Raw genomic sequence first — 23,565 nt, 5'->3', positions numbered from 1 at the left:
GGTGTTCTCCACATCACATCCGGAACACGCCGAAGCGGGTCGGTTCGACAGGTGCATTGAGCGAGGCAGACAGCGCCAGCGCCAGTACGTCACGGGTTTGTGCCGGGTCGATGACGCCGTCATCCCACAAGCGGGCGCTGGAATAGTAGGGATGGCCCTGTGCTTCGTATTGGTCGAGGATGGGCTGCTTGATCTGGGCTTCTTGCTCGGCGCTGAACGCCTGGCCGCTGCGCTCGGCTTGCTCGCGCTTGACTTGCACCAGCACGCCGGCGGCCTGCTCGGCGCCCATGACGCCAATGCGCGCATTTGGCCACATCCACAGAAACCGTGGGTCGTAGGCGCGTCCGCACATGCCATAGTTACCGGCGCCGAAGCTGCCGCCGATGATGACCGTGAATTTCGGCACCTTGGCGCAGGCCACGGCAGTCACCAGTTTGGCGCCGTGCTTGGCGATGCCACCGGCCTCGTATTTCTGGCCGACCATGAAGCCGGTGATGTTCTGTAGGAACAGCAGGGGAATCCCGCGCTGGCACGCCAGTTCGATGAAGTGCGCGCCCTTTTGCGCGGCTTCGGCGAAGAGGATGCCGTTGTTGGCGAGGATCGCGATCGGATAGCCATGCAGATGAGCAAAGCCGCACACCAGCGTGGTGCCGAACAAGGCCTTGAACTCATCGAACACCGAGCCGTCCACCAGCCGGGCGATCACTTCGCGGACATCGAATGGCTGCTTGGCGTCGGCCGGCACCACGCCGTACAACTCATCACGGGCATACAGCGGGGCGATCGGCGTGCGTTGCTGCACCTCGCCGAGCTTGCGCCAGTTGAGGTGGGCGACACAGCGTCGTGCCAATTCCAGGGCATGCTCGTCGCTGTCGGCATAGTGGTCGGCGACCCCGGAGATCTTGCAGTGCACATCGGCCCCGCCGAGGTCTTCAGCGCTGACCACTTCGCCGGTGGCGGCTTTCACCAGCGGTGGGCCGGCGAGAAAAATGGTCGCCTGCTGGCGCACCATGATGGCTTCGTCCGCCATGGCAGGCACGTAGGCACCACCGGCCGTGCAGGAGCCCATGACCACGGCGATCTGCGGGATGCCCATGGCGCTCATGTTGGCCTGGTTGAAGAAGATCCGCCCGAAGTGCTCGCGGTCGGGGAACACTTCATCCTGGCGCGGCAGGTTGGCGCCGCCGGAGTCCACCAGATAGATGCACGGCAGGCGATTTTGCTGGGCGATGGTCTGGGCGCGCAGGTGTTTCTTGACCGTTAGCGGGTAGTACGAGCCACCTTTTACCGTGGCATCGTTGGCGACAATCATGCACTCGACGCCTTCGATCCGGCCGATCCCGGCTATCACGCCCGCGGCCGGAACGTCTTCGCCATAGACTTCGTAGGCGGCGAGTGGGCTGATTTCCAGGAACGGTGAACCAGGGTCGAGCAAGCGATTGATCCGTTCGCGGGGCAGCAGCTTGCCGCGCGAAGTGTGCCGCTCCTGGGCCTTGGCACCGCCGCCTTGCTGGACGTGGGCGAGCAGGGTGTGCAGGGCGTCGACCTGGGCGAGCATCGCCGCGCTGTTGGCGGCGAACTCCGCGGAGCGTGGATTGAGCTGGGTGTGCAAGGTGGCCATGGACAGCTCCGTTAGCGGGTTTCGTTGAACAGTTCGCGGCCAATCAGCATGCGACGGATCTCACTGGTGCCTGCGCCGATTTCATACAGCTTGGCGTCACGCAGCAGGCGACCTGCCGGGAATTCATTGATGTAGCCGTTGCCCCCCAGGATCTGGATTGCATCGAGGGCCATTTGCGTGGCGCGTTCGGCGCTGTAGAGGATCACGCCGGCGGCGTCCTTGCGGGTGGTCTCACCACGCTCACAGGCCTGGGCCACGGCATACAGGTAGGCGCGGCTGGCGTTGAGCTGGGTGTACATATCAGCCACTTTGCCCTGGATCAGTTGGAACTCACCGATGCTCTGGCCGAACTGTTTACGGTCGTGGATGTAGGGCACGATCAGGTCCATGCACGCTTGCATGATCCCGGTCGGGCCGCCGGACAGCACCACACGCTCGTAGTCCAGGCCGCTCATCAGCACCTTCACGCCACCGTTGAGCACGCCGAGGATGTTTTCCTGCGGGACTTCAACGTCATCGAAGAACAACTCGCAGGTGTTGGAGCCACGCATGCCGAGCTTGTCGAACTTGCTGCTGCGGCTGAAACCCTTCCAGTCGCGCTCGACGATGAAGGCGGTGATGCCGTGGGGGCCTTTTTCCAGGTCGGTCTTGGCGTAGATCACATAGGTATTGGCGTCGGGGCCGTTGGTGATCCAGGTCTTGCTGCCATTGAGCACGTAGTGTTCGCCACGTTTGTCGGCACGCAGTTTCATCGAGACGACGTCTGAACCGGCATTCGGTTCGCTCATGGCCAGGGCGCCGATGTGTTCGCCACTGATCAGCTTGGGCAGGTACTTTTCTTTCTGCTCATGGGTGCCGTTGCGGTTGATCTGGTTGACGCACAGATTGGAGTGGGCGCCGTAGGACAGCGCGACCGAGGCCGAGCCGCGGCTGATTTCTTCCATGGCAACCACGTGTGCCAGGTACCCCAGGCCTGCGCCGCCGTATTCTTCTGCCACCGTAATCCCGAGCAGACCCATGTCGCCGAACTTGCGCCACAGGTCGGCGGGAAACAGGTTGTCGATGTCGATTTGAGCGGCGCGCGGAGCGATCTCTTTGGCGACGAAGGACTGCACCTGATCGCGCAACATGTCGATGGTTTCACCGAGGGCAAAGTTCAGGGATGGATAGCTCATGGGGCACCTTTTGGCATTTTTGTAGGGTAGGGAGGGGCACGACTTGGTTCTCACCTTTACGTTAACGTAAGCCTGTGACGAATGGCTGTCAATCACCCTTTACGTTAACGTCAACTTGAGCGAGAGTATGGCCAGTTCTGAATGATCGGGGCGACCCAGTGCTCCGCTCCAACCACCTACTAATAAAGACAATAGGGGTCGTCATGGATCAACACAGTGCTCCTCCACAGCACAGCTACAGCTGTGGCTCGCAGGACAAAGCCTTGCTGGCGATGACTATCGGGCAGGCCTTTGATCGCACGGTCGCCCTGTATCCAGAAGGCGAAGCGCTGGTGGTGCGCCATCAGCAACGGCGCTACAGCTGGGCACAGTTGGCCGATGCCGTCGATCAACACGCCCGGGCTTTTCTGGCGCTTGGATTGCAGGTGGGGGATCGTTTGGGTATCTGGGCGCCGAACTGCGCGCAGTGGTGCATCAGCCAGTTTGCCAGCGCCAAGATCGGGGTCATCCTGGTCAACATCAATCCCGCCTATCGCAGTTCGGAGCTTGAGTACGTGCTCCAGCAGTCCGGGTGCCAGTGGCTGGTGTGTGCCGGCGCGTTCAAGAGCTCCGACTACCACGCAATGCTGCAAGGGCTGGTGCCGGAGTTGGCCGAACAAACCATCGGCCAGTTGCAGGCCGAACGCCTGCCGCAACTGCGTGGCGTGGTCAGTCTCGATCCCCAGCCACCGTCGGGTTTCCTGCCGTGGTCGCAACTGGCGGATCTCGCTGCCAGCGTCTCGAGCGAGCAGCTCAAGACCCGGCAAGACAGCCTGCATTTCGACCAGGCGGTGAACATCCAGTACACCTCCGGCACCACGGGCTTCCCCAAGGGCGCGACCCTCAGTCACTACAACATCCTCAACAACGGTTACATGGTCGGCGAAAGCCTGGGGCTGACGGCCAATGATCGGCTGGTGATCCCGGTGCCGCTGTATCACTGTTTTGGCATGGTCATGGGTAACCTGGGCTGCGTCACCCATGGCGCCACGATGATTTATCCCAATGATGCTTTCGACCCACTGTTGACCCTGGAAGCCGTGGCACAGGAAAAGGCTACAGGCCTGTACGGCGTGCCCACGATGTTCATTGCCATGCTCGATCAGCCGCGGCGCGCCGAGTTCGACCTGTCGACGCTGCGCACCGGGATCATGGCGGGCGCTACGTGTCCGATCGAAATCATGCGACGGGTGATCAACGAAATGCACATGAGCGAGGTGCAGATTGCCTACGGCATGACTGAAACAAGTCCGGTGTCGTTGCAGACCGGTCCGTCAGACAATCTGGAGCTGCGGGTCACCACGGTCGGCCGCACCCAGCCACAACTGGAAAGCAAAATCATCGATGAGGCCGGCAACCTGGTTCCGCGAGGCACCATCGGCGAGCTCTGTACTCGGGGCTACAGCGTGATGCTTGGCTATTGGAACAACCCGCAGGGCACGGCAGAAGCCATCGATCAGGCGGGCTGGATGCACACCGGCGACCTGGCCTCCATGAATGATGAAGGCTACGTCTGCATTGCCGGACGCAACAAGGACATGATCATTCGCGGTGGCGAGAACGTTTACCCGCGTGAGCTGGAAGAGTTCTTCTTCACTCACCCGGCGGTGGCGGATGTGCAAGTCATCGGCATCCCGTGTGCGCGGTACGGCGAGGAGATCGTTGCCTGGATCAAGTTTCACCCGGGTCACACGGCCAATGAACTGGAGCTGCAAGCCTGGTGCAAGGAGCGCATTGCGCACTTCAAGACGCCACGTCACTTCAAGTTCGTCGAGGAGTTCCCGATGACCGTGACCGGCAAGATCCAAAAGTTCAAGATGCGTGAGATCAGTATCGAGGAGCTGAACGTCGGCAAGGGCTAACCACGACCCCAAGCGCGAGCCGCACGCTCGCGCATGGGGGGCGTACGCAAACACAAACGCCAGACAGCACAAAGGGGAGCCGAGGCTCCCCTTTAATTTGTCGTTGCGTGCTCTTTTTTTATTATTAAGGGGCGGTCTATTGTTGTTTTTGGCAACCGTGGCCCTTTACTGCTGTTTTGTGCGACCCCCATTCAGGGTCAAGAGCAAACGTATTTTTTTGAGCGCTGATGACTTCTCGACAAGCGATCCAACCAGTTCGGGAGCTACCTAGAGGTAGTTTTATTGTTCTCTGCCCGGTTGCGGGTTACTGCGCGCAGCACCCTGGAAGTACACCTTCTCCAAAAAAATCTGTTAGCTGCGTCTCTGTCGTGTTGTTTTTGTTATGTCAGAGTCGTTACGTCTTATTTTTATTAGGTTTGTCGCTGTTTTTATTCTTGTTATGCCATAGAGATAGCAGAACCCGTGCCAACTTTTAAAATCCTTTAAAAAACAACAACTTAGTATTTATGGCGCATAAGGCTGCAGTAAAAATATGGTCAGGTTGTTTCCGTGTTACTCGTTTTGTTGTGGGGGCGGTAACACCCCCGGCCCATCATTTTGCGCTGCGGGCCTTTGCGACCCGTGAGCCGGTTGGCCGCCCCAATACGGTGCAGATTTGTTCGCCGGCCAACAGCAATTGCTCCATATCGATGCCGGTCTCGATACCCAGGCCATTGAGCAGGTACAGCACGTCTTCAGTGGCCACGTTGCCGCTGGCGCCCTTGGCATAGGGGCAGCCACCCAGGCCGGCGATGGAGCTGTCGAACACCTCGATCCCTTCCAGCAGGCTGGCGTAGATATTGGCCATTGCCTGACCGTAGGTGTCATGGAAGTGCCCGGCCAATTTGTTCCGGGGGACGTCGGCGCCCACCACCTCGAACATCCGGCGTGTCGCGCCGGCAGTGCCGGCACCGATGGTGTCGCCCAAGGACACTTCGTAACAGCCCATGGCGTACAGCTCACGCGCCACGAACGCGACCTGTTCGGGTGCCACCGCTCCCTCGTAAGGGCAGCCGAGCACACAGGACACATAGCCGCGCACGTTGACACCGTGTTGCTTGGCGGCGTCCATGATGGGGACGAAGCGCGCCAGGCTTTCGCTGATCGAGCAGTTGATGTTGCGTTGAGAAAACGCTTCGGATGCGGCGGCGAACACGGCCACTTCCTTGACGCCCGCCGCGACGGCGTCCTCGAAGCCACGCAGGTTGGGCGCGAGGGCGGCGTACGTCACCCCGGGCTTGCGCTGGATCTGCGCGAACACGTCGCCGGAACCGGCCATCTGCGGCACCCATTTAGGGGACACAAAACTACCGACTTCGATATAGCCAAGGCCGGCCGCGCTGAGGGCATCGACCAACTGCACTTTGTCCGCGACGCTGATGGGCTGGGCTTCGTTTTGCAGGCCGTCGCGGGGGCCGACTTCGATCAGGCGTACGTGGGTGGGGAGGGACATGGGCGTTGACCTGTTGTAGTTGTCTGAATGTGGTGAAGAACCTGTGGGAGCGAGCCCGCTCGCGAACGCGGTAGGTCAGTCAATAGTGAGGTTGACGGTGCCAGCGCTTTCGCGAGCGGGCTCGCTCCCACAGGGCTTTTGTCTGTTAGACCGCCTGCTGACTCTTGAGTGTCTGCTCCAGCGCCTGCACGCAACGTTCTTCTGCGGTGTCGAGTTCCAGTTTCATTTGCTCGATGTCCAGCAGTTGCTGTTCAAGCTGTTCGCGGCGTTCGGTGATCTTCGCCAACATGCTGTGCAACTGCTTGGTGTTACCGCTGGTGGGATCGTAGAGTTCGATCAATTCACGGCATTCGGCCAGGGAAAAGCCGATGCGCTTGCCCCGCAGGATCAGCTTCAGGCTGACCTTGTCCCGTGGCGAGTAGACGCGTTCCTGGCCGCGCCGTTCGGGGCTCAGCAGCCCTTGCTCCTCGTAGAAGCGAATGGCGCGGGTGGTGATGTCGAGCTCGCGGGCGAGGTCGGAAATGCTGTAGGTCTGGCTGCTCATGGGCGCGCTCGAAAAGGGGGCTTGGCGCTAAGCTAATGTCTGGTTGACGTAAACGTCAAGCTCGCCCGGGCATTACCCCTTGTCCAGTGCCTTCTCTTGTGCCGCCACCTGTTGGCACAACTCGATGATCTGTTCACGCATCCAGCGATTGGCGGGGTCCTGGTCGGTGCTTTCATGCCAATAAAGATGGGTTTCAACCGCAGGAACGTCATTGATCGGCAGGTTGAACGCGTGCAGGTCATGGCGACGTGCAAACCGTTCCGGCACGGTCATCACCATGTCGGTTTTGTGCAGCACCTGGGACGCCATCAGGTAGTGCTGGGAGCGCAGGGCGATTTTGCGCTGGATGCCCATTTTGCCCAAGGCCAGGTCGACGTGGCCCAAGCCGTTGCGCCGGCTGGAAATGTGAATGTGGGTCAGCGACAGGTAGTCATCCAGGGTGAATTTTTCCTTGGCCGCCAGCGGATGGCCCTTGCGCATGGCGCACACGTAGCGGTCTTCCATCAACTTGACGTGACGCACTTGCGGGTCAGTGTTGAGCGGCGCGTCGACGGCAAAGTCCAGGCGCCCGGCGGCGAGTTCCTTGGTGGTCTCCCGGCGTTTGGACAGGAAGCTCTCGATCACCACCGTCGGCGCCAGGCGCCGCAGACGCTGGAACAGCGGCGGCAGAATCACCGCTTCGGTGAGGTCGGTCATGCTGATGCGGTAGGTCTTGGCCGCTTGCGAGGGGTTGAAGATCCGGCTTTCCTGCACCGAGACCCGCAGCAGCGACAGGGCGTTGCGCACCGGCCCGATGATGTTCTGCGCCATGGGCGTGGGCACCATGCCCTGGGCGGTACGCACGAACAGCGGATCGTTGAAGGTCTCGCGCAGACGCGCCAGGGCGTTCGAAACGGCCGGCTGGGTAATGCCGACGATCTGCCCGGCGCGCGTCAGGTTGGCTTCGGTGTAGATAGCGTCGAAGACGATGAACAGGTTGAGGTCGACCTTGCTCAGATTCATTGCGCGAGTCTCTTATTATGGGGCGGGCGATTCGTCGATCATATATCGGTGATGAATGTTTATACACGCCGAGAATAGGCTAGGTAAATTATCAGCCCTGAACTAGCATCGATTCATGACCTCAACAACGTCTCCACCACCTCGTCAAAAAAGGTAGCTGCCCATGGATTTCGCTTATTCGCCCAAGGTTCAGGAATTGCGTGAGCGCGTGACTGCGTTCATGGATGCGTACGTTTACCCAGCCGAAGCGGTGTTCGAGCGCCAGGTCGCCGAAGGTGATCGCTGGCAGCCGACGGCGATCATGGAAGAGCTCAAAAGCAAGGCCAAGGCCGAAGGCCTGTGGAACCTGTTTTTACCCGAGTCCGACATGGGTGCCGGCCTGACGAACCTGGAGTACGCGCCTTTGGCGGAGATCATGGGCCGTTCGTTGCTGGGGCCGGAGCCGTTCAACTGCTCGGCTCCCGACACCGGCAACATGGAAGTGCTGGTGCGCTACGCCAATGAAGAGCAGAAGACGCGCTGGCTCGAACCGCTGTTGCGCGGCGAGATCCGTTCGGCGTTCGCCATGACCGAGCCGGACGTCGCATCCTCCGACGCCACCAACATGGCCGCCCGCGCGGTGCGTGATGGCGACGAGTGGGTGATCAACGGCAAGAAGTGGTGGACCTCCGGCGCCTGTGACCCGCGCTGCAAGATCCTGGTGTTCATGGGCCTGAGTGATCCCGATGCACCGCGTCATGCCCAGCACTCGATGATCCTGGTGCCGGTGGACACACCTGGCGTGAAGATCCTGCGCCCGCTGCCCGTGTTCGGCTATGACGATGCGCCCCACGGTCACGCCGAAGTGCTGTTCGAGAATGTGCGTGTGCCGTACGAAAACGTACTGCTGGGTGAAGGACGCGGTTTCGAAATCGCCCAGGGCCGCCTTGGCCCTGGGCGGATTCACCACTGCATGCGCTCCATCGGCATGGCCGAGCGCGCCTTGGAGTTGATGTGCAAGCGTTCGGTCAGCCGCACTGCGTTCGGCAAGCCGTTGGCCCGCCTGGGCGGCAACATCGACAAGATCGCCGACTCGCGGATGGAGATCGACATGGCGCGCCTGCTGACCCTCAAGGCGGCCTACATGATGGACACCGTGGGGAACAAAGTGGCGAAGAGCGAAATTGCCCAGATCAAGGTCGTGGCGCCGAACGTGGCGTTGAAAGTGATCGACCGGGCGATCCAGATCCATGGCGGCGCCGGGGTTTCCAACGATTTCCCGCTGGCCTACATGTACGCCATGCAACGCACCTTGCGCCTGGCCGATGGTCCGGACGAAGTGCACCGTGCGGCCGTCGGCAAGTTCGAACTCGGCAAGTACGTGCCCCGGGAACTGATGCGCAGCGGTCACTAAGCGCCGGCGCTGTTTTCCACCCGCCAATACAGGCCTGTATTGGCGGGTTTTTCATTTAAGCGCCCATCACGGAGCAACGCCTTCGCCTCACGACCAAACCGCTCGCGGTACGCCGAAGGGGAAAGCCCGACCACGGTGCGAAACGCGACGCGAAAACTTTCCACCGAGCGATAGCCACCTTGCTCTGCGATGGCGTCGTGGGTGTGGCCAGTGCTTTCCAGCAACTCTCGGGCCCGCGGCGGTTGCCCTGATGCACTTCAGCAATCGCCTGACCTTTGAAACCGACTGTTCTGACGTGTTCAGCAGCCAGGCGAGTGGCGAGGTGGATTTTGTCCTGGTGGATGTCCGTGGTCCAAAGACCTATGAACGTGGCCACGTGCCGGGAGCGATCAACATCCCCGGGCGGCTGATCAGCGCCGAATGGCTGCAGGCCTACCCGAACACCACGCTGTTCGTGGTGTACTGCGCCGGTCCCCACTGCAATGGTGCGACCAAGGCCGCGGTGAAGCTGGCGGCGTTGGGGTATCCGGTCAAGGAAATGCTCGGCGGGGTCACGGGTTGGCTGGATGAAGGGTTTGAGTTGAGCTGTGCCGTCGAGGAATCGACCAGCAGTGCCATTGGCTGTGATTGCTAATCGATGTAACTATTTGTCGCATAAGCATAATTAGCATCCTGTGCGCGGCTCTAGACTGCTGGCCACTTCGACAAAACCTGGCCAAAAGCCGACCGTCGAATGCTGCCAATAAGAGTCTCCGCACACAGGAGTTATAAATGAAGAAGCGAGTGATGTTCGGTGCCCTGGCACTGTCCGTATTGTCCCTTTCGGCCGTGGCCGAAGACGCCAAGCCTATCCGCATCGGTATCGAAGCCGGCTACCCGCCGTTTTCGTTCAAGACGCCAGAAGGCAAGCTCAGCGGTTTTGACGTGGACATCGGCGATGCGCTGTGCCAGCAGATGAAGGTCAAGTGTACGTGGGTCGAGCAAGAGTTCGATGGCCTGATCCCGGCGCTCAAGGTCAAGAAAATCGACGCGATCCTGTCGTCCATGACCATCACCGACGACCGCAAGAAGAACGTCGACTTCACCATCAAGTACTACCACACCCCTGCGGGCTTCGTGATGAAGGCGGACTCGGCGGTCAAAGACCCGCTGACCGAGCTCAAGGGCAAGAAAGTCGGTGTACTGCGTGCCAGTACCCACGACCGATTCGCCACTGAAGTGCTGGTGCCAGCCGGTGTCGAGCTGGTGCGCTACGGTTCGCAGCAAGAGGCCAACCTGGACATGGTCTCCGGCCGCCTCGACGCGATGTTGGCCGACTCGGTCACCCTCAGCGACGGCTTCCTCAAGACCGATGCCGGCAAAGGCTTCGCGTTCGTCGGCCCGACCTATGAAGACGCCAAGTACTTCGGCGGTGGTGCCGGTATTGCCGTGCGCAAGGGCGATCAGGCCCTGGCGGACAAGTTCAACACCGCGATCAACGAGATCCGCGCCAACGGCATCTACAAGCAAGTGCAGGACAAGTACTTCGACTTTGACGTCTACGGCCATTAATACGCCGTAAAAGAAGTGGCCCCGTTGACGCGGTGGCCACTTTTTTATGCGCTTCAATTGATACGAGACACCGCCTGTGGGAACGACCCTGCTCGTTCCCACAGGCGGTTTCATCGTCGTATTCCTCAGGAGTCAGCCCATGCAACGCATCGACCACACACTGCCCTGGAGTCACCTGGGCACCGAGCGCACGCTGAGTGTGTTTCGCTTTGGCCAAGGCTCGCGCAAGGTCTACATCCAGGCCAGCCTGCACGCCGATGAGCTGCCGGGCATGCGCACCGCCTGGGAACTGAAGCAACGCCTCGGCGAACTCGAAGCCCAGGGCCAGCTCAAGGGGGTGATCGAACTGGTGCCGGTGGCCAACCCGATTGGCCTGGACCAACACCTGCAAAGTGCGCACATGGGGCGTTTCGAGCTGGGCAGCGGCAAGAACTTCAATCGCGCGTTCCATGAACTCAGCGCGCCGGTGGCTGAGTTGATAGGCGAGCGCCTGGGCAGCGATGCCGAGGCCAACGTGGCGTTGATTCGCCAGGCCATGGGCCAGGTGCTCGACCAACTGCCGGCGCCGACGTCCCAGTTGCAAGCCATGCACCGCCTGTTGCTGCGGCATGCGTGCGAGGCCGACTTCACGCTGGACCTGCACTGTGATTTCGAGGCCTCGATCCACCTGTATGCGCTGCCGCAGCACTGGCCGCAATGGCAGTCGTTGGCCGCGCGGCTGAAGGCGGGCGTGGCGTTGTTGTGTGAGGACTCCGGCGGCAGTTCGTTCGATGAGTCCTGCTCATCGCCCTGGCTGCGCCTGGCCCAACGGTTCCCGCACGCCGCGATTCCACCGGCCAACCGCGCAACCACCCTGGAACTGGGCTGCATGGGCGACACGCGGGTGGATCAGGCCCGGGCCAATTGCGAGGCGATTCTGGGCTTTCTCGCCGAGCAGGGCTTTATCGACGGGCACTGGCCGGCCGCGCCGGATGAATGCTGTGAGGGGATGCCGTTCGCGGGCACCGAGTACCTGTTTGCGCCCCATCACGGGGTGGTGAGTTTCCTGCGTGAGGTCGGCGAATGGGTCGAGCGGGGGGACGCGCTGTTTGAAGTGGTGAATCCGTTGACCGACCGGGTGACGGTGGTGCGTGCCGGGACCAGCGGCGTGCTGTTTGCCCTGGATCGCAGCCGGTACACCGAGCCTGGGATCTGGCAAGCCAAAGTCGCCGGGAGAGAAGTGATCCGGGCGGGCAAGCTGACCAACGACTGAACGGGTGATCGATGGACCGCCGCGCGCGGTTGATCACCGAGGTTGGCGCCCGGGCCGTGGTGAAGTCTCACCCTCGGCCCGGGCGCCGGCCTGTTACTGGCCCAGGATCTGCTTGAGCAGCGCCGCATGGCCTTTGCTGTCTTCGATGCGGGAAATCACCTGGATCAGCATCATGCGGCTGCCGGAACCGGCCAGCAGGCTGGTATTGAGGGTCGGACCGCCGCCCTGGGTCGCGGTGCTGTCGATCTGGCGCAGGCCGAGTCCCTTGACCGTCAGGCTTTTCTCGCTTTGCTTGTTGAAGTCGGGAAGGGCCGCGCGCTGCTGGGTGACAAAGCCGGACAGCGAGGTGTCGAGGAACGCCGGGTCGTTGTCCTTGACCTTCTGGCCGTCGGGCAGGGTGTTTTCGGCGATGATCAGCACCGTTTTGCTTTGCGGATTGACGTACATGGTGCCCGTAGCACCGGAGGTGCCATTGGCTGCGTCGCCGCCCGGCAGGGTGTTGGCGACGAAACCGGCGGGCAGGGCGAAGGAGAATTTACCGCCCAGTACGGAAACTTTCTGTGCCGGTGCAGTCTTGGTCGCCGGTTGGCTGGCGGCATTCACGTTGACGGTGGAAAACGCAGTGAGCGCGGTCAGCAGCAGGACAGCGGCTTTCTTACTGAACAGATTGTTCTTGAGCAACGACATGCACATCTCCGGGGTAATCGCGCGGTGGCGGCGATCATCCCATGGGCCGAGGTGCTCACTCCAGCGCGATTTCAGGTTCGGGTCACCGAGGACGACGTGAGGTCATCCCACCGTCGAAGAGCACCTGTGGCGAGCGAGCTTGCTCGCCACGGGCTGTTTGCATGTCGAGATGACCTTAAATAAGTGAACAGCATTAGGTCCGCGGGGCCGAGCCTTGGGTGATCCGCACCGCGTATGCCTGGTTGATTGTGCAGCGGCCCGGGCGAGGTGTCCGGGATCGTCTAACCTCTTTCCTTGAGCGAGGGCCGTAGTCAGGGTGGTGCATGCGAAGGTTCGCTGGCGCGGTCACTGCTTGAGGTGCGGCATGGGTGTCGCACCTGGACGACCTCACTTACGGAGTCAAACCGATGAAAGCAACGACCTGCGCCTGCCCCAACTGCAACTGCAAGCTGGGCGAGCACTCGATTGTCCGTCACGGCAAGCACTACTGCTGCGAGGGTTGCGCCAAGCATCACGAACACGGCGAAGCCTGCACCTCGGCGGACTGCAAGTGCGCCAAGGGGGCGCATGCCTGACCAACATGCCCGGAGCGTGGCGCCCTGGCGTCCACGTTCCGCACGTGCCCCGAGCCGTTGGCAGTTCGCGCTACGCCCCGATACCATGAGGCCCCCCCACACATGACCCTCGCCCATGGCCCTTGCCGTTCCCCCTGACCTGAGCGACACCGACATCCCGGTGCAACCGCTGGCGCGCACCTATCCGCGTGGCTTGTACATCGAGCCCCATGAACACGTTTGGGGGCAGTTGCTGTATGCGATGAGCGGGGTGATGTGGGTCGAGACGCCCGGCGAAGCCCTGGTGGTGCCGCCGCAACGGGCGGTCTGGTTGCCACCGGGGGTGGCGCATGGCATTCGGGTGGTCTCGGACCTGCAAATGCGCAACATCTACTTGCGCCCGGCGTTGGCCGCGACGCTGGACCCCAATGTCCAGGTGATCGAGGTCGGTGGCCTGTTGCGTGAGCTGATCCTGGGGCTGGTGGAGCAGGGCGACCAGGAGCCTGCCGAGTATTACAACGCGCTGGTGGGCCTGGCCTTGCTGGAACTCAAGCGAGCCAAGCGTTCGCTGTTGAAAATCCCCATGCCGGGCACCACTGAGCGGCGCTTGGTGCATGTGTGCCAGGCGGTGATGGTCGCGCCATCACTGGACATCCCGTTCGAGCAGCACGCCGAACAGGCCGGCGCCAGCGTGCGCACCCTCGCGCGCCTGTTCAAGGAGGACGTGGGCATGGGCTTTGCGCAGTGGCGTCGCCAGGTACAGTTGGCCGTGGCCGCCGCCGAACTGATCCAGGGAGTCCCCGTCAGCACCATCGCCCGCGAGCTGGGGTATTCGCCGAGCAGCTTCAGCGACATGTTCCGCCGTGAGCTGGGGATTGCACCGTCGCAGTTCGCCCAGGCAAAAGACCCCATGGGCTGAAGCCCCCCAAAAAAAGTGGCCGAAATCCTGAAGCACTTGGCCGATCTCCTGGGTTGCTGCTCCTTACACTCTGCCCCTGTCCCTTGCGCGGCGTCGAACCGGAACGACCTCAATTATTGGGTCGTCGGCCTGCTCGCCGGCAGGTGCTCTTGAAACCCTCTATTGATCAGGTGGAAGTACCGATGAAAGCACTGCAGTTCCATAAGACCGGCGACCTCTCGTCCCTGCGCTATGTGGAGGTGCCGACCCCGGTGGCCGGCGCCAACGAAGTGCTGGTGCAGATCAAGGCGGCCGGGTTGAACCCCAGCGATGTGAAGAACGTGCTGGGGCGTTTTCCCTACACCACGTTGCCACGGATTCCCGGCCGGGACTTCGCCGGGGTGGTGATCGAAGGCCCGCCAGCGTTGCTCGGCCAGGACGTGTGGGGGACGGGGCGCGAGCTGGGTTTTTTCGCTGACGGTTCCCACGCACAGTTCGTCAAGTTGCCGGCCAGTGGCGTGGCGCTCAAGCCGACCCACCTGAGTTTCGCCCAGGCGGCGAGCCTCGGCGTGCCCTACACCACGGCCTGGGATGCGCTGGAACGCAGCCTGGTCAAGGCCGGCACGCGTTTGCTGGTGATTGGCGGCGGGGCGGTTGCCACGGCCGCCTTGGCGCTGGCCAAGGTCCGAGGTGCGCAACTGCTGGCAGCCGTTCGACGCCCGGAGCAGGCCAAGGCGCTGCAAGCCCTGGGCTATCCCACCCTGCTACTGGAGCAGCCTGAGGACCTCGGCGCCCAGGTCGACGCGGTGTATGCCGGTGGTGCCGAAGTGATCTTCGACACCAGCGGTTTCTGGTTGCCAGCCTCGGTCGCGGCCCTGGCGACATTCGGGCGCATCGCCATCATCGCTGCCCCGGTGGACGGTCACGTGCAACTGCCGGCCCTGGGGTTGTATCGCAAAGGCGGCTCGGTGGTGGGGGTCAACACGCTGCTGTACGGCGTCCAGGCTTGCGCGGCAATGCTCGATCGGTTCGGCGGCTGGTTCGATCAGGGCCTGCTGCCGCTGCCCCAGGGCTTGATCGAATCACCCCTGGCCGATGGGCTGGCGCGCTATGACGAGGTGAACCAGGGGAGCACCGGCAAGATCATTCTGATGCCTTGATCGATGGTTGACGCTGACACGAGCGGCGGCCCCCCGAGCGCCACCTGACCAATGCTTGCGCATGTAGGGTGATGGCTTTATCTCTGTCAGATATTTCGGTTTGCTCTGTTAGAATCGCCACCTTGACTAGACAAGGTGCCCCCCATGAGCGAACCGATCCGCCTGACCCAGTACAGCCACGGCGCAGGTTGTGGCTGCAAGATCTCGCCCCAGGTGCTGGAGGTGATTCTGGCCGGCAGCGGGGCGCAGAACCTCGATCCGAAACTCTGGGTCGGCAACGCTTCGCGCGATGATGCGGCGGTGTACGCCATCGACGAGGAGCGTGGCGTGGTCTCGACCACCGACTTCTTCATGCCAATCGTCGACGACCCATTCGACTTCGGCCGCATCGCCGCCACCAATGCCATCAGCGACATCTATGCCATGGGCGGTGACCCGTTGGTGGCGATTGCGATCCTCGGCTGGCCGGTCAATCTACTGGCCCCGGAAATCGCCCGCGAAGTGATTCGCGGTGGGCGTTCAGTGTGTGACGAGGCGGGTATTCCCCTGGCGGGCGGTCACTCGATCGACGCCCCGGAGCCCATCTTCGGCCTGGCGGTCACCGGACTGGTGCACAAGCGCCACATGAAACGCAACGACACCGCCACCGCCGGTTGCTTGCTGTACCTGACCAAGCCGCTGGGCATTGGCATCCTCACCACCGCCGAGAAGAAGGGCAAGTTGCGCGACAGCGACGTGGGCCTGGCGCGGGACTGGATGTGCACCTTGAACAAGCCCGGCAGCTGCTTCGGCAAGCTCGATGGCGTGACCGCCATGACCGATGTCACCGGCTTCGGCCTGCTTGGGCATCTGGTGGAAATGGCCGACGGCAGCGGCCTGACCGCGCAGATTCACTATGACCGTGTACCACGCTTGCCGGGTGTCGAGTACTACCTCGACCAGGGGTGTGTGCCAGGTGGGACGCTGCGCAACTATGACAGCTACGCCAGCAAGTTGGGCCGTGTGCAGGAGTTGCACAAGCGGGTGTTGTGCGATCCGCAGACCAGCGGTGGCCTGCTGGTGGCCGTCACGCCCGAAGGCAACGCGGCGTTCCTCGCGGTGGCCGCCGAGCTGGGCCTGAACCTGGCGCCTATCGGTGAACTGGTGGAGCGACAGAGCCACGCGGTTGAGGTGATCTGATGCCCATCGATGTCACCGACTACCGCGACATTTTCCTCAACGACCGGCCGATGATGGATGCCCGGGCGCCGGTCGAGTTCAGCAAGGGCGCGTTCCCAGGGGTGGTCAACCTGCCGCTGATGAACGACAACGAGCGCCAGCGTATCGGCACCTGCTACAAGCAGCATGGGCAGCAGGCGGCGATTGTCCTGGGGCACCAGTTGGTCTCGGGGCCGATCAAGGCCGAGCGCGTCCAGGCCTGGGCCGAGTTTGCCCAGGCCCATCCCGACGGGTTGCTGTATTGCTTTCGCGGTGGGCTGCGCTCGCAGATCGTCCAGCAATGGCTCAAGGACGAGGCGGGCATCGACTACCCAAGGGTCGGTGGTGGCTACAAGGCAATGCGTACCTTCCTACTAGACACAACGGACCAGGCCGTCGCGCAGTGTGACTTTGTCTTGCTGGGCGGGATGACCGGCACCGGCAAGACCGAGGTGCTGGCCCAACTCGACAATGGCCTGGACCTGGAAGGCCACGCCAATCATCGCGGGTCCAGCTTTGGCAAGCGTGCGACGGGGCAACCCTGCAACATCGACTTCGAAAACGCCCTGGCGGTGGACGTGCTGAAGAAGCGTGCCCGAGGGATCGAACAGTTCGTGTTGGAAGATGAAAGCCGCATGGTCGGCAGCTGTGCGCTCCCGTTGCCGCTGTACCAGGGCATGCAGCGTTTCCCCATGGTGTGGCTGGAAGACAGCGTGCAGGGGCGGGTCGAGCGGATCTTGCGCGACTACGTGGTGGACCTGTGCGCCGAGTTCATCGCCGTGCACGGTGAGCCAGGATTTGCCCTGTTCTCCGAGCGCTTGCTGGCCAGCCTGAACAACATCAGCAAACGCCTGGGGGGCGAGCGCCATGGGCGGCTGTTGCTGTTGATGGAGGCGGCCCTGGCCGAACAGGCACGCAGCGGTGCGGTGGACTTGCACCGTGGCTGGATCGAAGGGTTGTTGTGCGAGTACTACGACCCGATGTACGCCTTTCAACGGGAGAAGAAAGGCGCACGCATCGAGTTCGCCGGTGAGCAGGCCGCCGTGCTGGCGTACCTGCGCGAGCGCGCCGGCCGCTAACGCGGTGGGCGCGAGCCTGCTCGCGCCCACGCAATCCGACAGGCCTGGCGCAAGGGTACTTACAACACCAGCGCGCCGATCAGCCCGCACACCACGCCAATCAGCATGGTCAGCACGGCCACGGTCACCAACACCCGGGTGTCGAAGTCCTTGCGCAGCATCAGCAGCGACGGCAGGCTGATGCTCGGCAGGGTCATCAGCAACGCGACCGCCGGGCCGGTGCCCATGCCCAGGGCCATCATGGTCTGCACGATGGGGATTTCTGCCGCCGTGGGGATCACGAACAGCGTGCCGACGATGGCCAGCGGCACCAGCCACACCAAGCTGTTGGCCATGGCGCCGTCGACATGGGGGAACAGCCAGACCCGCGCAGCCCCCAGCACCAGCACCGCCAGGATGTAGATCGGGATGGTGCTCCAGAACAGTTGCCACAACGTGCGTCCCCAGCGGGCGAGGAACGGCTGGTCGTTGTCGACGCTGGCGTTGGCCACGGCTTCCAGCGCCGCTTGCGGGACTTGCTCGGGACGTGAAATGCGCTGGGCGACCATCGATACGCCGAACACCAGCACAATCCCTGCCACCAGCCGCAACGCGGTAAAGCCCCAGCCCAGGACAAAGCCCATGAACACCAGCGTGGCGGGGTTCAGTACCGGGTTGCCAATCCAGAAGGCGAGGGCCGCGCCTACCGACACGTTCTGTCGACGCATACCGGCCGCCACGGGCGCGGCGCAGCAACTGCACATCATGCCGGGCAGGGCGAACAGGCCGCCACGCAGGGTCGAGGCGAATCCGGCACGTCCGAACAAACGCAGCAACCAGTCCCGCGGGATGAGCACTTGCAGGAGGGAGCCAAGAATCACCGCCAGCACCGCGGCTTTCCAGATCGCCAGGAAGTACACCTTGGCATACGCCAGTGCGGCCGCCAGGGGCGCGGTCTGTTCATCGTTGAGAATCGAGGCGCCGATGCTGTGGTTGTCAGCGGCGACGAAGGCTTTGAGGTAGTAGGGCGACCACTTGACGTAGTAGAGGCCGACGCAGGCGACCAGCACGAACAGGGCGGGTTTCCACCAGAACGACCAGCCCCGGATAGGGGCTGCCAGGGAGTTGGACATCGAAAGGTTCCGGACAATGAGGACAAGGCGCGGAGTATAGACCAGCCCGGTTTCGCCCGTTGCCGTAGATGTCCGGGCGGATCAGCTCGGGCAGGTGTCGCTGCCGTTGTCCAATCCCTGTTTGACGTGCTCGCTCTGCAAGGTGGCCTTGCCGTTGTGCCAGGTCAGGGTCAGCACATACAGCGAGTCGAAGTCGCCGGATGGCCAGTCTTCGGTGATGGTGTGTGTGCCACCCACCGCGTCCTGCGCCACCTCGTTGATCAGCTCCGGCAGGTAGCCGTGGGACCAGGCGGTGTAGATGATTGAGTCGTGGTACTTGTCGTGGAGTAACTCGTCAGCCAGGTCGCTGGTGTCGTTGGCCGAGAAGTTGATATTGACCGGCAGGCCGAGCTTGATGGCGCTGGGGCTGATGGTCATCAGCGGGCGAATGTAGCTGTAGGAGTTGTCGAACTCGCCTTCCTCGACATTGCGGGTCGGGTTGGCGGCAAACACGTAGTTGGCCTTGCCGAACTTCTCCGGCAGCAGTTGCGCCAAGTTCAGCGCCCGGTTCAGGCCCTGGCAGTTCAACTGGCCGAGGCCGCCGGCGGGCTTTTCCGCATGGCGCAAGAACACCAGGGTCTGGGTGCCATCGGCCGGCGTCGCACGGCTCTCGCTGGACTCCAGTGACAGGAACAGGCCGCAGGTCACCAGCAGCGCGGGCAGGAACACCAAGGCGCGATGCTTCAGGCGCAGGGTGAAGTAGGTGGTGTTTGTCATGAAAATAAGGTCTTCGGCGCAGGTGGTTAAGGCTGACAAACCTTTGCATCTCGTGTGTGTGGCTACGGATGGGTTTCCATGTCGTGGGGTGATGCGTCTGATGCCAGGGCAGGTATCAGAGTTCGTTGCTGCCCATGGGTTCCATCTGAATCTGCGGGCTGCACTTTATCCGGGGCGTTGGCTGGGGTGTGGGGAAGGATAGCGACAGAATGTTTCCGATTTAAGATGCAGTGGGCGCGGTCTCGCTTGTAATCTGGCCGGCGTAAAGATCGAATCTGGCCTGTGCTGTCATCCAGGCCGACCTTCAGTGGTTCACCTGTCACCGGACGCTCACCATGACCGATTTGTCTGCATTCGCGATTACCGCTAAGTGGCCCGCCCAGTTCCCCGACTGGCTTCAGTTGTACTCCTTGCCCACCCCCAATGGGGTCAAGGTGTCGATCATGCTCGAAGAGATCGGCCTGCCCTACGAGGCGCACCGTGTGAGTTTCGAGACCCAGGACCAGATGTCGCCCGAGTTCCTGTCGCTCAACCCCAACAACAAGATCCCGGCGATCCTCGACCCCCACGGTCCGGGTGATCAGCCACTGGCGCTGTTCGAGTCCGGCGCGATCCTGATCTACCTGGCGGACAAGAGCGGGCAGTTGCTGGCCCAGGAATCGGCGGCGCGCTACGAGACGATCCAGTGGTTGATGTTCCAGATGGGCGGCATCGGGCCGATGTTTGGCCAACTGGGGTTCTTCAACAAGTTTGCGGGCAGGGAGTACGAGGACAAGCGCCCGCGTGATCGCTATGTCGCGGAAAGTGTGCGCTTGCTCGGCGTGCTCGAAAATCGCCTGCAAGACCGCGACTGGATCATGGGCGAGCGCTACACCATCGCCGACATCGCCATCTTTCCTTGGGTGCGCAACCTGATTGGCTTCTATGAGGCCGGGGATCTGGTGGGGATCAACCACTTCCCCAATGTACTGCGTGTGCTGGAGCGCTTTGTCGCGCGCCCGGCGGTCATCCGTGGGTTGGAGGTGCCCAGGTAGATCGTGCTCGACGCCAGCGCAAGGCGTTGCGCTGGCGTTTGCTCTGCGCTGGAAACCCGATTGTTGCCGGGGCTGCAACAGGTTCTTGCCGAACGCGGATTTGTCTCCTGAGGGGCGGGGGGCATAAGCTCCTGCGCTTTGCGACTTTCATCTTGTCCAGGCCGTTGGCCTCCTGCCAGGAAACTCCATGTCCAGCCAGTTCCCCGAAGTCCGTCCACGGCGTTTGCGCCGTACCCCGCAATTGCGCAGCCTGTTCCAGGAAACCGAGTTCAGCCTCAATGACCTGGTGCTGCCGATCTTTGTCGAGGAAGAGATCGACGACTTCGTGCCCATCAGCAGCATGCCCGGTGTGCGGCGGATACCCGAGTCGAAATTGGCCGGTGAAATCGAGCGTTACGCCCGGGCGGGCATCAAGTCGGTCATGACCTTCGGTGTGTCCCATCACCTGGACGGTGCCGGCAGCGACACTTGGAAGGAAAACGGCCTGGTGTCGCGCATGGCGCGGATCTGCAAGGACGCGGTGCCGGAGATGATCGTCATGTCCGACACGTGCTTTTGCGAGTACACCGATCATGGCCACTGCGGCGTGCTGCATCACCATGAGGTCGACAATGACCAGACCCTGATCAACCTCGGTAAGCAAGCCGTGGCGGCCGCGCAGGCGGGCGGCAGTGCGCTCAAGGGCGACCGCAAGAGCTATCAAATGAACCCGATGAATCGCCGAGAAGCGGTGCGCGAATCGCTGCTGGACGAGCAGGAAGGGGCTGATGCGTTGATGGTCAAGCCAGCCGGTGCGTACCTGGACATCATTCGCGATATCCGCGAGGCGTCACGCTTGCCATTGGCGGCGTATCAGGTCAGCGGCGAGTACGCGATGATCAAGTTCGGCGCGGCGGCCGGCGCCATCGATGAAGAGCGTGTCGTACGCGAGAGCCTGGGGGCGATCAAGCGGGCGGGCGCCGACCTGATCTTCACGTACTTTGCGATGGACCTGGCGCTGAGCGGGATCTGAGTCCCGCGCAGCGTTGGCCGGTGCTCTAGAAGAACGCCAGCGTCAGGTTCACGCTGATCCCGTCACCTTCCGGGCGGTTGACGGAGTCGAACTCCGGTACCCAGCGAGCACTGACGCTCGCCTGGGCATCGGCGAACTTGCCGCTCCAGCCGACATACGGACCGACGCCGGCCGAGTGCCCGCGGAACCCGTTGAGCTTATCGGCGGTATCACCGGTGTCGTTGGTCACTTGCTTGATTACGCCACCTACCACGCCCGCGGCCCAGCCGTTCCCCAGCCCCTTGGTCCAGAGGCCATCAAGGCGAAAGATGCTGCCGTTCTGGTAGTCGGTGGCATCGTTGCGGGTATAGAACTCGAATGCCCCCAGCAGGCTGAACTCACCGCCTTTTTCATAGAGATGCGTGTAGGCCAGGGTCGGCATGAAGGTATAGGTGTTCTGCCCGGCGTTGGCCAGGCGATCCTTGTCGTATCCACCGGTGGGGACATAGATCGGCAGCGACATCGAGATGTGATCGGTGGCGCTGAAGTGGTAACCCGCGGCAATCGGGGTGATCAAGGCGTCGGCGAACTGGGTGCCGTAGTCGCTTTCTCCAACCGTTCTGCCGCGGGGGCCCGTCACGCTGGCACTGGCATCGGTGTACTGCACGGGCAGGCCGACGGCCGATGCGAAGTTCCATGGGCCTTTGCCGGTGTCCCAGACTCGGGTGATGTTGGTCATGGTGTAGGAGACTTTCATCTTCAGGTCGGAACCGACTTCACCACGAACCGGCGCGGCTTTGCTTTTGCTGAGCTTGCCGTCGTAGTAGATGCTGGTCGTCGAAATGACCCAGCCGGGCTCCGGGGGAATGATCCCGGCGTTGGAGAAAATGATCTGGCCGGTAATGGGCCGTCCGACACTGCCCTCGGTAGCCAGTGCCAATGGGCTGCAACTGAGCAACGCAAGGGTCAGTGGCAGGGGCGCGAACGAAAGTCTTGTCATTGTGGATCTCTTGGTCTCGCGTTTTTGAATGTGTGGGTGTTACGCCACGTAGCCCCGCCGGAAAAGTGGGCGGTGCGACAGCGGGAAGCTTAGCGTTGGGCAAATGCCAGGTTCAGGCCCAGCGCTGCGAACGTAGCGGCAAAGCTTCTACGCATCCAGTTCTGGACGTGCGGGGACTCAACAACGGCAGTGCGAAAAATGTTCGCCAGTAAGCCATAGATCACGAACACCGCAAAGGTCATGAGCATGAACACCGAGCTAAGTGTGATCATCTGCACAGAAGTTGCCGGGCCGTTCGCGGTAATGAACTGTGGGAGGAAGGCCAGGAAGAAGATCGTCAGCTTGGGGTTGAGCACATTCAGCAGGCAGGCGCGAAGCATGATGCGTGTTGCACTCAGGTGCACAGGCACATCCGCCATGGCAAATGCCGAGCGATCACGCCAGGTGGCGTAGGCCAGATAGAGCAGATAGGCGACCCCGGCGAACTTCAGGCCTTGGAAGGCCAGCGCGCTGGCATGCAGTATGGCCGATAGGCCGAGCGTCGAAGCCAGCAGGTGAGGGATGATGCCTGTCGTGCAACCGAGTGCGGCGTACACGCTGGCGCGTTTACCTGCGGTGATCGCAGTCGAAAGGGTGAACACCACCCCTGTGCCGGGGATCAGAACGACTATTAATGAAGTCATCAAAAAGTCCAGGGTCAGCATCGTGGCGCTCCATGGCGATGTCGGGTGGGCGGAGCCCAAGCTTACGATAGAACAGCACCGCTGGCGCTTTCTGGAGAGTCGAGGCGTGGGCTGCCACCTTCTATATAGTCGATGAGCGTTATCAGCGCTGCATGACGCGCACGTCTGCTTCTATATAGGCAGGGTTTTGGGGCGATTCTGGGTTTCTGATAGATAAATCAAATCAATGCTTGACGGCAGATCCTGGAAGTCTATAATTCGCCCCACTTCCGGCGCAGTCGAAACGGAAAACTCCTTGGTAAACAAAGAGTTATGCAGTTTTCGGCAGCAGGTTGCTTCGGTTCATCGAGGCCTGGAAGGAGTTGTTAGGGTCGGCTGGTTTGACACTATCAACGGTTCGATCTTCTCGGTCGAAAGCGGCGAGAAAGAGGTGTTGACAGCAGCGTGTAACGCTGTAGAATTCGCCTCCCGCTGACGAGAGAT

Annotated in this window: 22 protein-coding genes and 1 pseudogene; 12 read left to right on the top strand and 11 right to left on the bottom strand. The window is 61.9% G+C overall.

The genetic code is table 11. From position 1 onward, the window contains the following. Positions 1-13: 13 nt before the first annotated feature. Together BMW74_RS07935 and BMW74_RS07930 are read right to left on the bottom strand one after the other, a co-directional pair. Entirely contained in the window at positions 14-1,621 is a 1,608-nt protein-coding gene (locus tag BMW74_RS07935; RefSeq protein ID WP_093416202.1) for a carboxyl transferase domain-containing protein, read from the bottom strand. Between the two features lie 11 nt (positions 1,622-1,632). Continuing rightward, positions 1,633-2,796, bottom strand: a complete 1,164-nt coding sequence (locus BMW74_RS07930) for an isovaleryl-CoA dehydrogenase (protein WP_093416197.1) — start codon at positions 2,794-2,796, stop codon at positions 1,633-1,635. A 203-nt stretch (positions 2,797-2,999) separates the two neighbouring features. Here BMW74_RS07930 and BMW74_RS07925 point away from each other — a divergent pair, with 203 nt between their 5' ends. Then, positions 3,000-4,697: an AMP-binding protein gene (locus BMW74_RS07925; RefSeq protein WP_093416194.1), complete on the top strand. Its 1,698-nt coding sequence runs from the start codon at positions 3,000-3,002 to the stop codon at positions 4,695-4,697. Positions 4,698-5,289: 592 nt separating this feature from the next. On the opposite strand, the gene BMW74_RS07920 is transcribed toward BMW74_RS07925, so the two are convergent. The 3 genes from BMW74_RS07920 to BMW74_RS07910 form a co-directional block, all read right to left on the bottom strand. After that, positions 5,290-6,189: a hydroxymethylglutaryl-CoA lyase gene (locus tag BMW74_RS07920; protein WP_093416189.1), complete on the bottom strand. Its 900-nt coding sequence runs from the start codon at positions 6,187-6,189 to the stop codon at positions 5,290-5,292. A 145-nt stretch (positions 6,190-6,334) separates the two neighbouring features. Further along, positions 6,335-6,733 carry a MerR family transcriptional regulator gene (locus tag BMW74_RS07915; protein ID WP_093416185.1) on the bottom strand — a complete coding sequence of 133 codons (399 nt, stop codon included), beginning with the start codon at positions 6,731-6,733 and terminating at the stop codon, positions 6,335-6,337. A 72-nt stretch (positions 6,734-6,805) separates the two neighbouring features. Continuing rightward, positions 6,806-7,735 (bottom strand): LysR family transcriptional regulator, encoded by a 930-nt coding sequence (locus tag BMW74_RS07910; protein ID WP_093416180.1) that lies wholly within the window; start codon positions 7,733-7,735, stop codon positions 6,806-6,808. Positions 7,736-7,898: 163 nt separating this feature from the next. Between BMW74_RS07910 and BMW74_RS07905 the strand changes: the two genes are divergently transcribed. Next, entirely contained in the window at positions 7,899-9,128 is a 1,230-nt protein-coding gene (locus tag BMW74_RS07905) for an acyl-CoA dehydrogenase (RefSeq protein ID WP_093416175.1), read from the top strand. Positions 9,129-9,202: 74 nt separating this feature from the next. On the opposite strand, the pseudogene BMW74_RS07900 reads toward BMW74_RS07905, so the two are convergent. Further along, positions 9,203-9,382, bottom strand: a pseudogene (locus tag BMW74_RS07900) (helix-turn-helix domain-containing protein); the annotation flags it as partial. Here BMW74_RS07900 and BMW74_RS07895 point away from each other — a divergent pair. The 3 genes from BMW74_RS07895 to BMW74_RS07885 all read left to right on the top strand — a co-directional run bounded on the left by BMW74_RS07895 (position 9,379) and on the right by BMW74_RS07885 (position 11,931). Next, the gene (locus tag BMW74_RS07895; protein WP_093416168.1) at positions 9,379-9,762 is read left to right on the top strand and encodes a rhodanese-like domain-containing protein; all 384 of its coding nucleotides are present in this window, start codon (positions 9,379-9,381) and stop codon (positions 9,760-9,762) included. The pseudogene BMW74_RS07900 and the gene BMW74_RS07895 sit on opposite strands and share 4 nt — an antisense overlap. Positions 9,763-9,899: 137 nt before the next feature. Continuing rightward, entirely contained in the window at positions 9,900-10,679 is a 780-nt protein-coding gene (locus BMW74_RS07890) for an ABC transporter substrate-binding protein (protein ID WP_093416162.1), read from the top strand. A 139-nt stretch (positions 10,680-10,818) separates the two neighbouring features. Further along, a complete protein-coding gene (locus BMW74_RS07885) occupies positions 10,819-11,931 on the top strand; it encodes a succinylglutamate desuccinylase/aspartoacylase family protein (protein WP_093416158.1) in 1,113 nt (370 codons plus the stop codon). A 93-nt stretch (positions 11,932-12,024) separates the two neighbouring features. Here BMW74_RS07885 and BMW74_RS07880 read toward each other — a convergent pair whose 3' ends face one another. After that, positions 12,025-12,618, bottom strand: coding sequence for a DcrB/PsbP domain-containing protein (locus BMW74_RS07880; protein WP_093416153.1), 594 nt, complete (start codon positions 12,616-12,618; stop codon positions 12,025-12,027). A gap of 407 nt (positions 12,619-13,025) precedes the next feature. Between BMW74_RS07880 and BMW74_RS07875 the strand changes: the two genes are divergently transcribed. From BMW74_RS07875 to mnmH, 5 genes are all read left to right on the top strand, one after another. Then, complete coding sequence (locus tag BMW74_RS07875; protein WP_093416148.1) at positions 13,026-13,193, top strand: metallothionein; 168 nt, start codon at positions 13,026-13,028, stop codon at positions 13,191-13,193. 115 nt (positions 13,194-13,308) lie between these two features. After that, positions 13,309-14,091, top strand: coding sequence for an AraC family transcriptional regulator (locus BMW74_RS07870; RefSeq protein WP_093416142.1), 783 nt, complete (start codon positions 13,309-13,311; stop codon positions 14,089-14,091). Positions 14,092-14,273: 182 nt separating this feature from the next. Then, positions 14,274-15,230: a quinone oxidoreductase family protein gene (locus tag BMW74_RS07865; RefSeq protein WP_093416137.1), complete on the top strand. Its 957-nt coding sequence runs from the start codon at positions 14,274-14,276 to the stop codon at positions 15,228-15,230. 144 nt (positions 15,231-15,374) lie between these two features. Continuing rightward, positions 15,375-16,409, top strand: coding sequence for a selenide, water dikinase SelD (gene selD / locus BMW74_RS07860; RefSeq protein ID WP_093416134.1), 1,035 nt, complete (start codon positions 15,375-15,377; stop codon positions 16,407-16,409). Then, positions 16,409-17,506: a tRNA 2-selenouridine(34) synthase MnmH gene (mnmH, locus tag BMW74_RS07855; RefSeq protein ID WP_093416131.1), complete on the top strand. Its 1,098-nt coding sequence runs from the start codon at positions 16,409-16,411 to the stop codon at positions 17,504-17,506. Before selD ends, mnmH begins: the two co-directional genes overlap by 1 nt. Positions 17,507-17,565: 59 nt before the next feature. Here mnmH and BMW74_RS07850 read toward each other — a convergent pair whose 3' ends face one another. Both BMW74_RS07850 and BMW74_RS07845 read right to left on the bottom strand, forming a co-directional pair. Continuing rightward, a complete protein-coding gene (locus tag BMW74_RS07850) occupies positions 17,566-18,618 on the bottom strand; it encodes a permease (RefSeq protein WP_093416128.1) in 1,053 nt (350 codons plus the stop codon). 81 nt (positions 18,619-18,699) lie between these two features. Next, a complete protein-coding gene (locus BMW74_RS07845) occupies positions 18,700-19,374 on the bottom strand; it encodes a histidine phosphatase family protein (protein ID WP_093416125.1) in 675 nt (224 codons plus the stop codon). A 335-nt stretch (positions 19,375-19,709) separates the two neighbouring features. Here BMW74_RS07845 and BMW74_RS07840 point away from each other — a divergent pair, with 335 nt between their 5' ends. Further along, positions 19,710-20,408 (top strand): glutathione binding-like protein, encoded by a 699-nt coding sequence (locus BMW74_RS07840; RefSeq protein ID WP_093416122.1) that lies wholly within the window; start codon positions 19,710-19,712, stop codon positions 20,406-20,408. Between the two features lie 187 nt (positions 20,409-20,595). Further along, a complete protein-coding gene (locus BMW74_RS07835) occupies positions 20,596-21,420 on the top strand; it encodes a delta-aminolevulinic acid dehydratase (protein ID WP_093416119.1) in 825 nt (274 codons plus the stop codon). A 25-nt stretch (positions 21,421-21,445) separates the two neighbouring features. On the opposite strand, the gene BMW74_RS07830 is transcribed toward BMW74_RS07835, so the two are convergent. Together BMW74_RS07830 and BMW74_RS07825 are read right to left on the bottom strand one after the other, a co-directional pair. Then, positions 21,446-22,399: a SphA family protein gene (locus BMW74_RS07830; protein ID WP_093416115.1), complete on the bottom strand. Its 954-nt coding sequence runs from the start codon at positions 22,397-22,399 to the stop codon at positions 21,446-21,448. 89 nt (positions 22,400-22,488) lie between these two features. After that, on the bottom strand, positions 22,489-23,103 hold the full coding sequence (locus tag BMW74_RS07825) for a LysE family translocator (RefSeq protein WP_093416109.1): 615 nt from the start codon (positions 23,101-23,103) through the stop codon (positions 22,489-22,491). Between the last annotated feature and the right edge of the window lie 462 nt (positions 23,104-23,565).

The organism is Pseudomonas sp. ok272 (assembly GCF_900109995.1).
In the GTDB taxonomy this organism is placed as follows: Bacteria; Pseudomonadota; Gammaproteobacteria; order Pseudomonadales; family Pseudomonadaceae; genus Aquipseudomonas.
The sequence above is the reverse complement of the archived record's forward strand: the minus strand, read 5'-3'. Positions and strand labels throughout refer to the sequence as shown.

What these genes read in the sequence shown, in the direction of transcription:
- mnmH (WP_093416131.1), top strand. Translation starts at nt 16,409, where the DNA reads ATGCCCATCGATGTCACCGACTACCGCGACATTTTCCTCAACGACCGG.
- BMW74_RS07830 (WP_093416115.1), bottom strand. Translation starts at nt 22,399, where the DNA reads ATGACAAGACTTTCGTTCGCGCCCCTGCCACTGACCCTTGCGTTGCTC.
- BMW74_RS07920 (WP_093416189.1), bottom strand. Translation starts at nt 6,189, where the DNA reads ATGTCCCTCCCCACCCACGTACGCCTGATCGAAGTCGGCCCCCGCGAC.
- BMW74_RS07865 (WP_093416137.1), top strand. Translation starts at nt 14,274, where the DNA reads ATGAAAGCACTGCAGTTCCATAAGACCGGCGACCTCTCGTCCCTGCGC.
- BMW74_RS07835 (WP_093416119.1), top strand. Translation starts at nt 20,596, where the DNA reads ATGTCCAGCCAGTTCCCCGAAGTCCGTCCACGGCGTTTGCGCCGTACC.
- BMW74_RS07880 (WP_093416153.1), bottom strand. Translation starts at nt 12,618, where the DNA reads ATGTCGTTGCTCAAGAACAATCTGTTCAGTAAGAAAGCCGCTGTCCTG.
- BMW74_RS07895 (WP_093416168.1), top strand. Translation starts at nt 9,379, where the DNA reads ATGCACTTCAGCAATCGCCTGACCTTTGAAACCGACTGTTCTGACGTG.
- BMW74_RS07910 (WP_093416180.1), bottom strand. Translation starts at nt 7,735, where the DNA reads ATGAATCTGAGCAAGGTCGACCTCAACCTGTTCATCGTCTTCGACGCT.
- BMW74_RS07915 (WP_093416185.1), bottom strand. Translation starts at nt 6,733, where the DNA reads ATGAGCAGCCAGACCTACAGCATTTCCGACCTCGCCCGCGAGCTCGAC.
- BMW74_RS07825 (WP_093416109.1), bottom strand. Translation starts at nt 23,103, where the DNA reads ATGCTGACCCTGGACTTTTTGATGACTTCATTAATAGTCGTTCTGATC.
- selD (WP_093416134.1), top strand. Translation starts at nt 15,375, where the DNA reads ATGAGCGAACCGATCCGCCTGACCCAGTACAGCCACGGCGCAGGTTGT.
- BMW74_RS07840 (WP_093416122.1), top strand. Translation starts at nt 19,710, where the DNA reads ATGACCGATTTGTCTGCATTCGCGATTACCGCTAAGTGGCCCGCCCAG.
- BMW74_RS07930 (WP_093416197.1), bottom strand. Translation starts at nt 2,796, where the DNA reads ATGAGCTATCCATCCCTGAACTTTGCCCTCGGTGAAACCATCGACATG.
- BMW74_RS07870 (WP_093416142.1), top strand. Translation starts at nt 13,309, where the DNA reads ATGGCCCTTGCCGTTCCCCCTGACCTGAGCGACACCGACATCCCGGTG.
- BMW74_RS07905 (WP_093416175.1), top strand. Translation starts at nt 7,899, where the DNA reads ATGGATTTCGCTTATTCGCCCAAGGTTCAGGAATTGCGTGAGCGCGTG.
- BMW74_RS07935 (WP_093416202.1), bottom strand. Translation starts at nt 1,621, where the DNA reads ATGGCCACCTTGCACACCCAGCTCAATCCACGCTCCGCGGAGTTCGCC.
- BMW74_RS07890 (WP_093416162.1), top strand. Translation starts at nt 9,900, where the DNA reads ATGAAGAAGCGAGTGATGTTCGGTGCCCTGGCACTGTCCGTATTGTCC.
- BMW74_RS07850 (WP_093416128.1), bottom strand. Translation starts at nt 18,618, where the DNA reads ATGTCCAACTCCCTGGCAGCCCCTATCCGGGGCTGGTCGTTCTGGTGG.
- BMW74_RS07875 (WP_093416148.1), top strand. Translation starts at nt 13,026, where the DNA reads ATGAAAGCAACGACCTGCGCCTGCCCCAACTGCAACTGCAAGCTGGGC.
- BMW74_RS07885 (WP_093416158.1), top strand. Translation starts at nt 10,819, where the DNA reads ATGCAACGCATCGACCACACACTGCCCTGGAGTCACCTGGGCACCGAG.
- BMW74_RS07845 (WP_093416125.1), bottom strand. Translation starts at nt 19,374, where the DNA reads ATGACAAACACCACCTACTTCACCCTGCGCCTGAAGCATCGCGCCTTG.
- BMW74_RS07925 (WP_093416194.1), top strand. Translation starts at nt 3,000, where the DNA reads ATGGATCAACACAGTGCTCCTCCACAGCACAGCTACAGCTGTGGCTCG.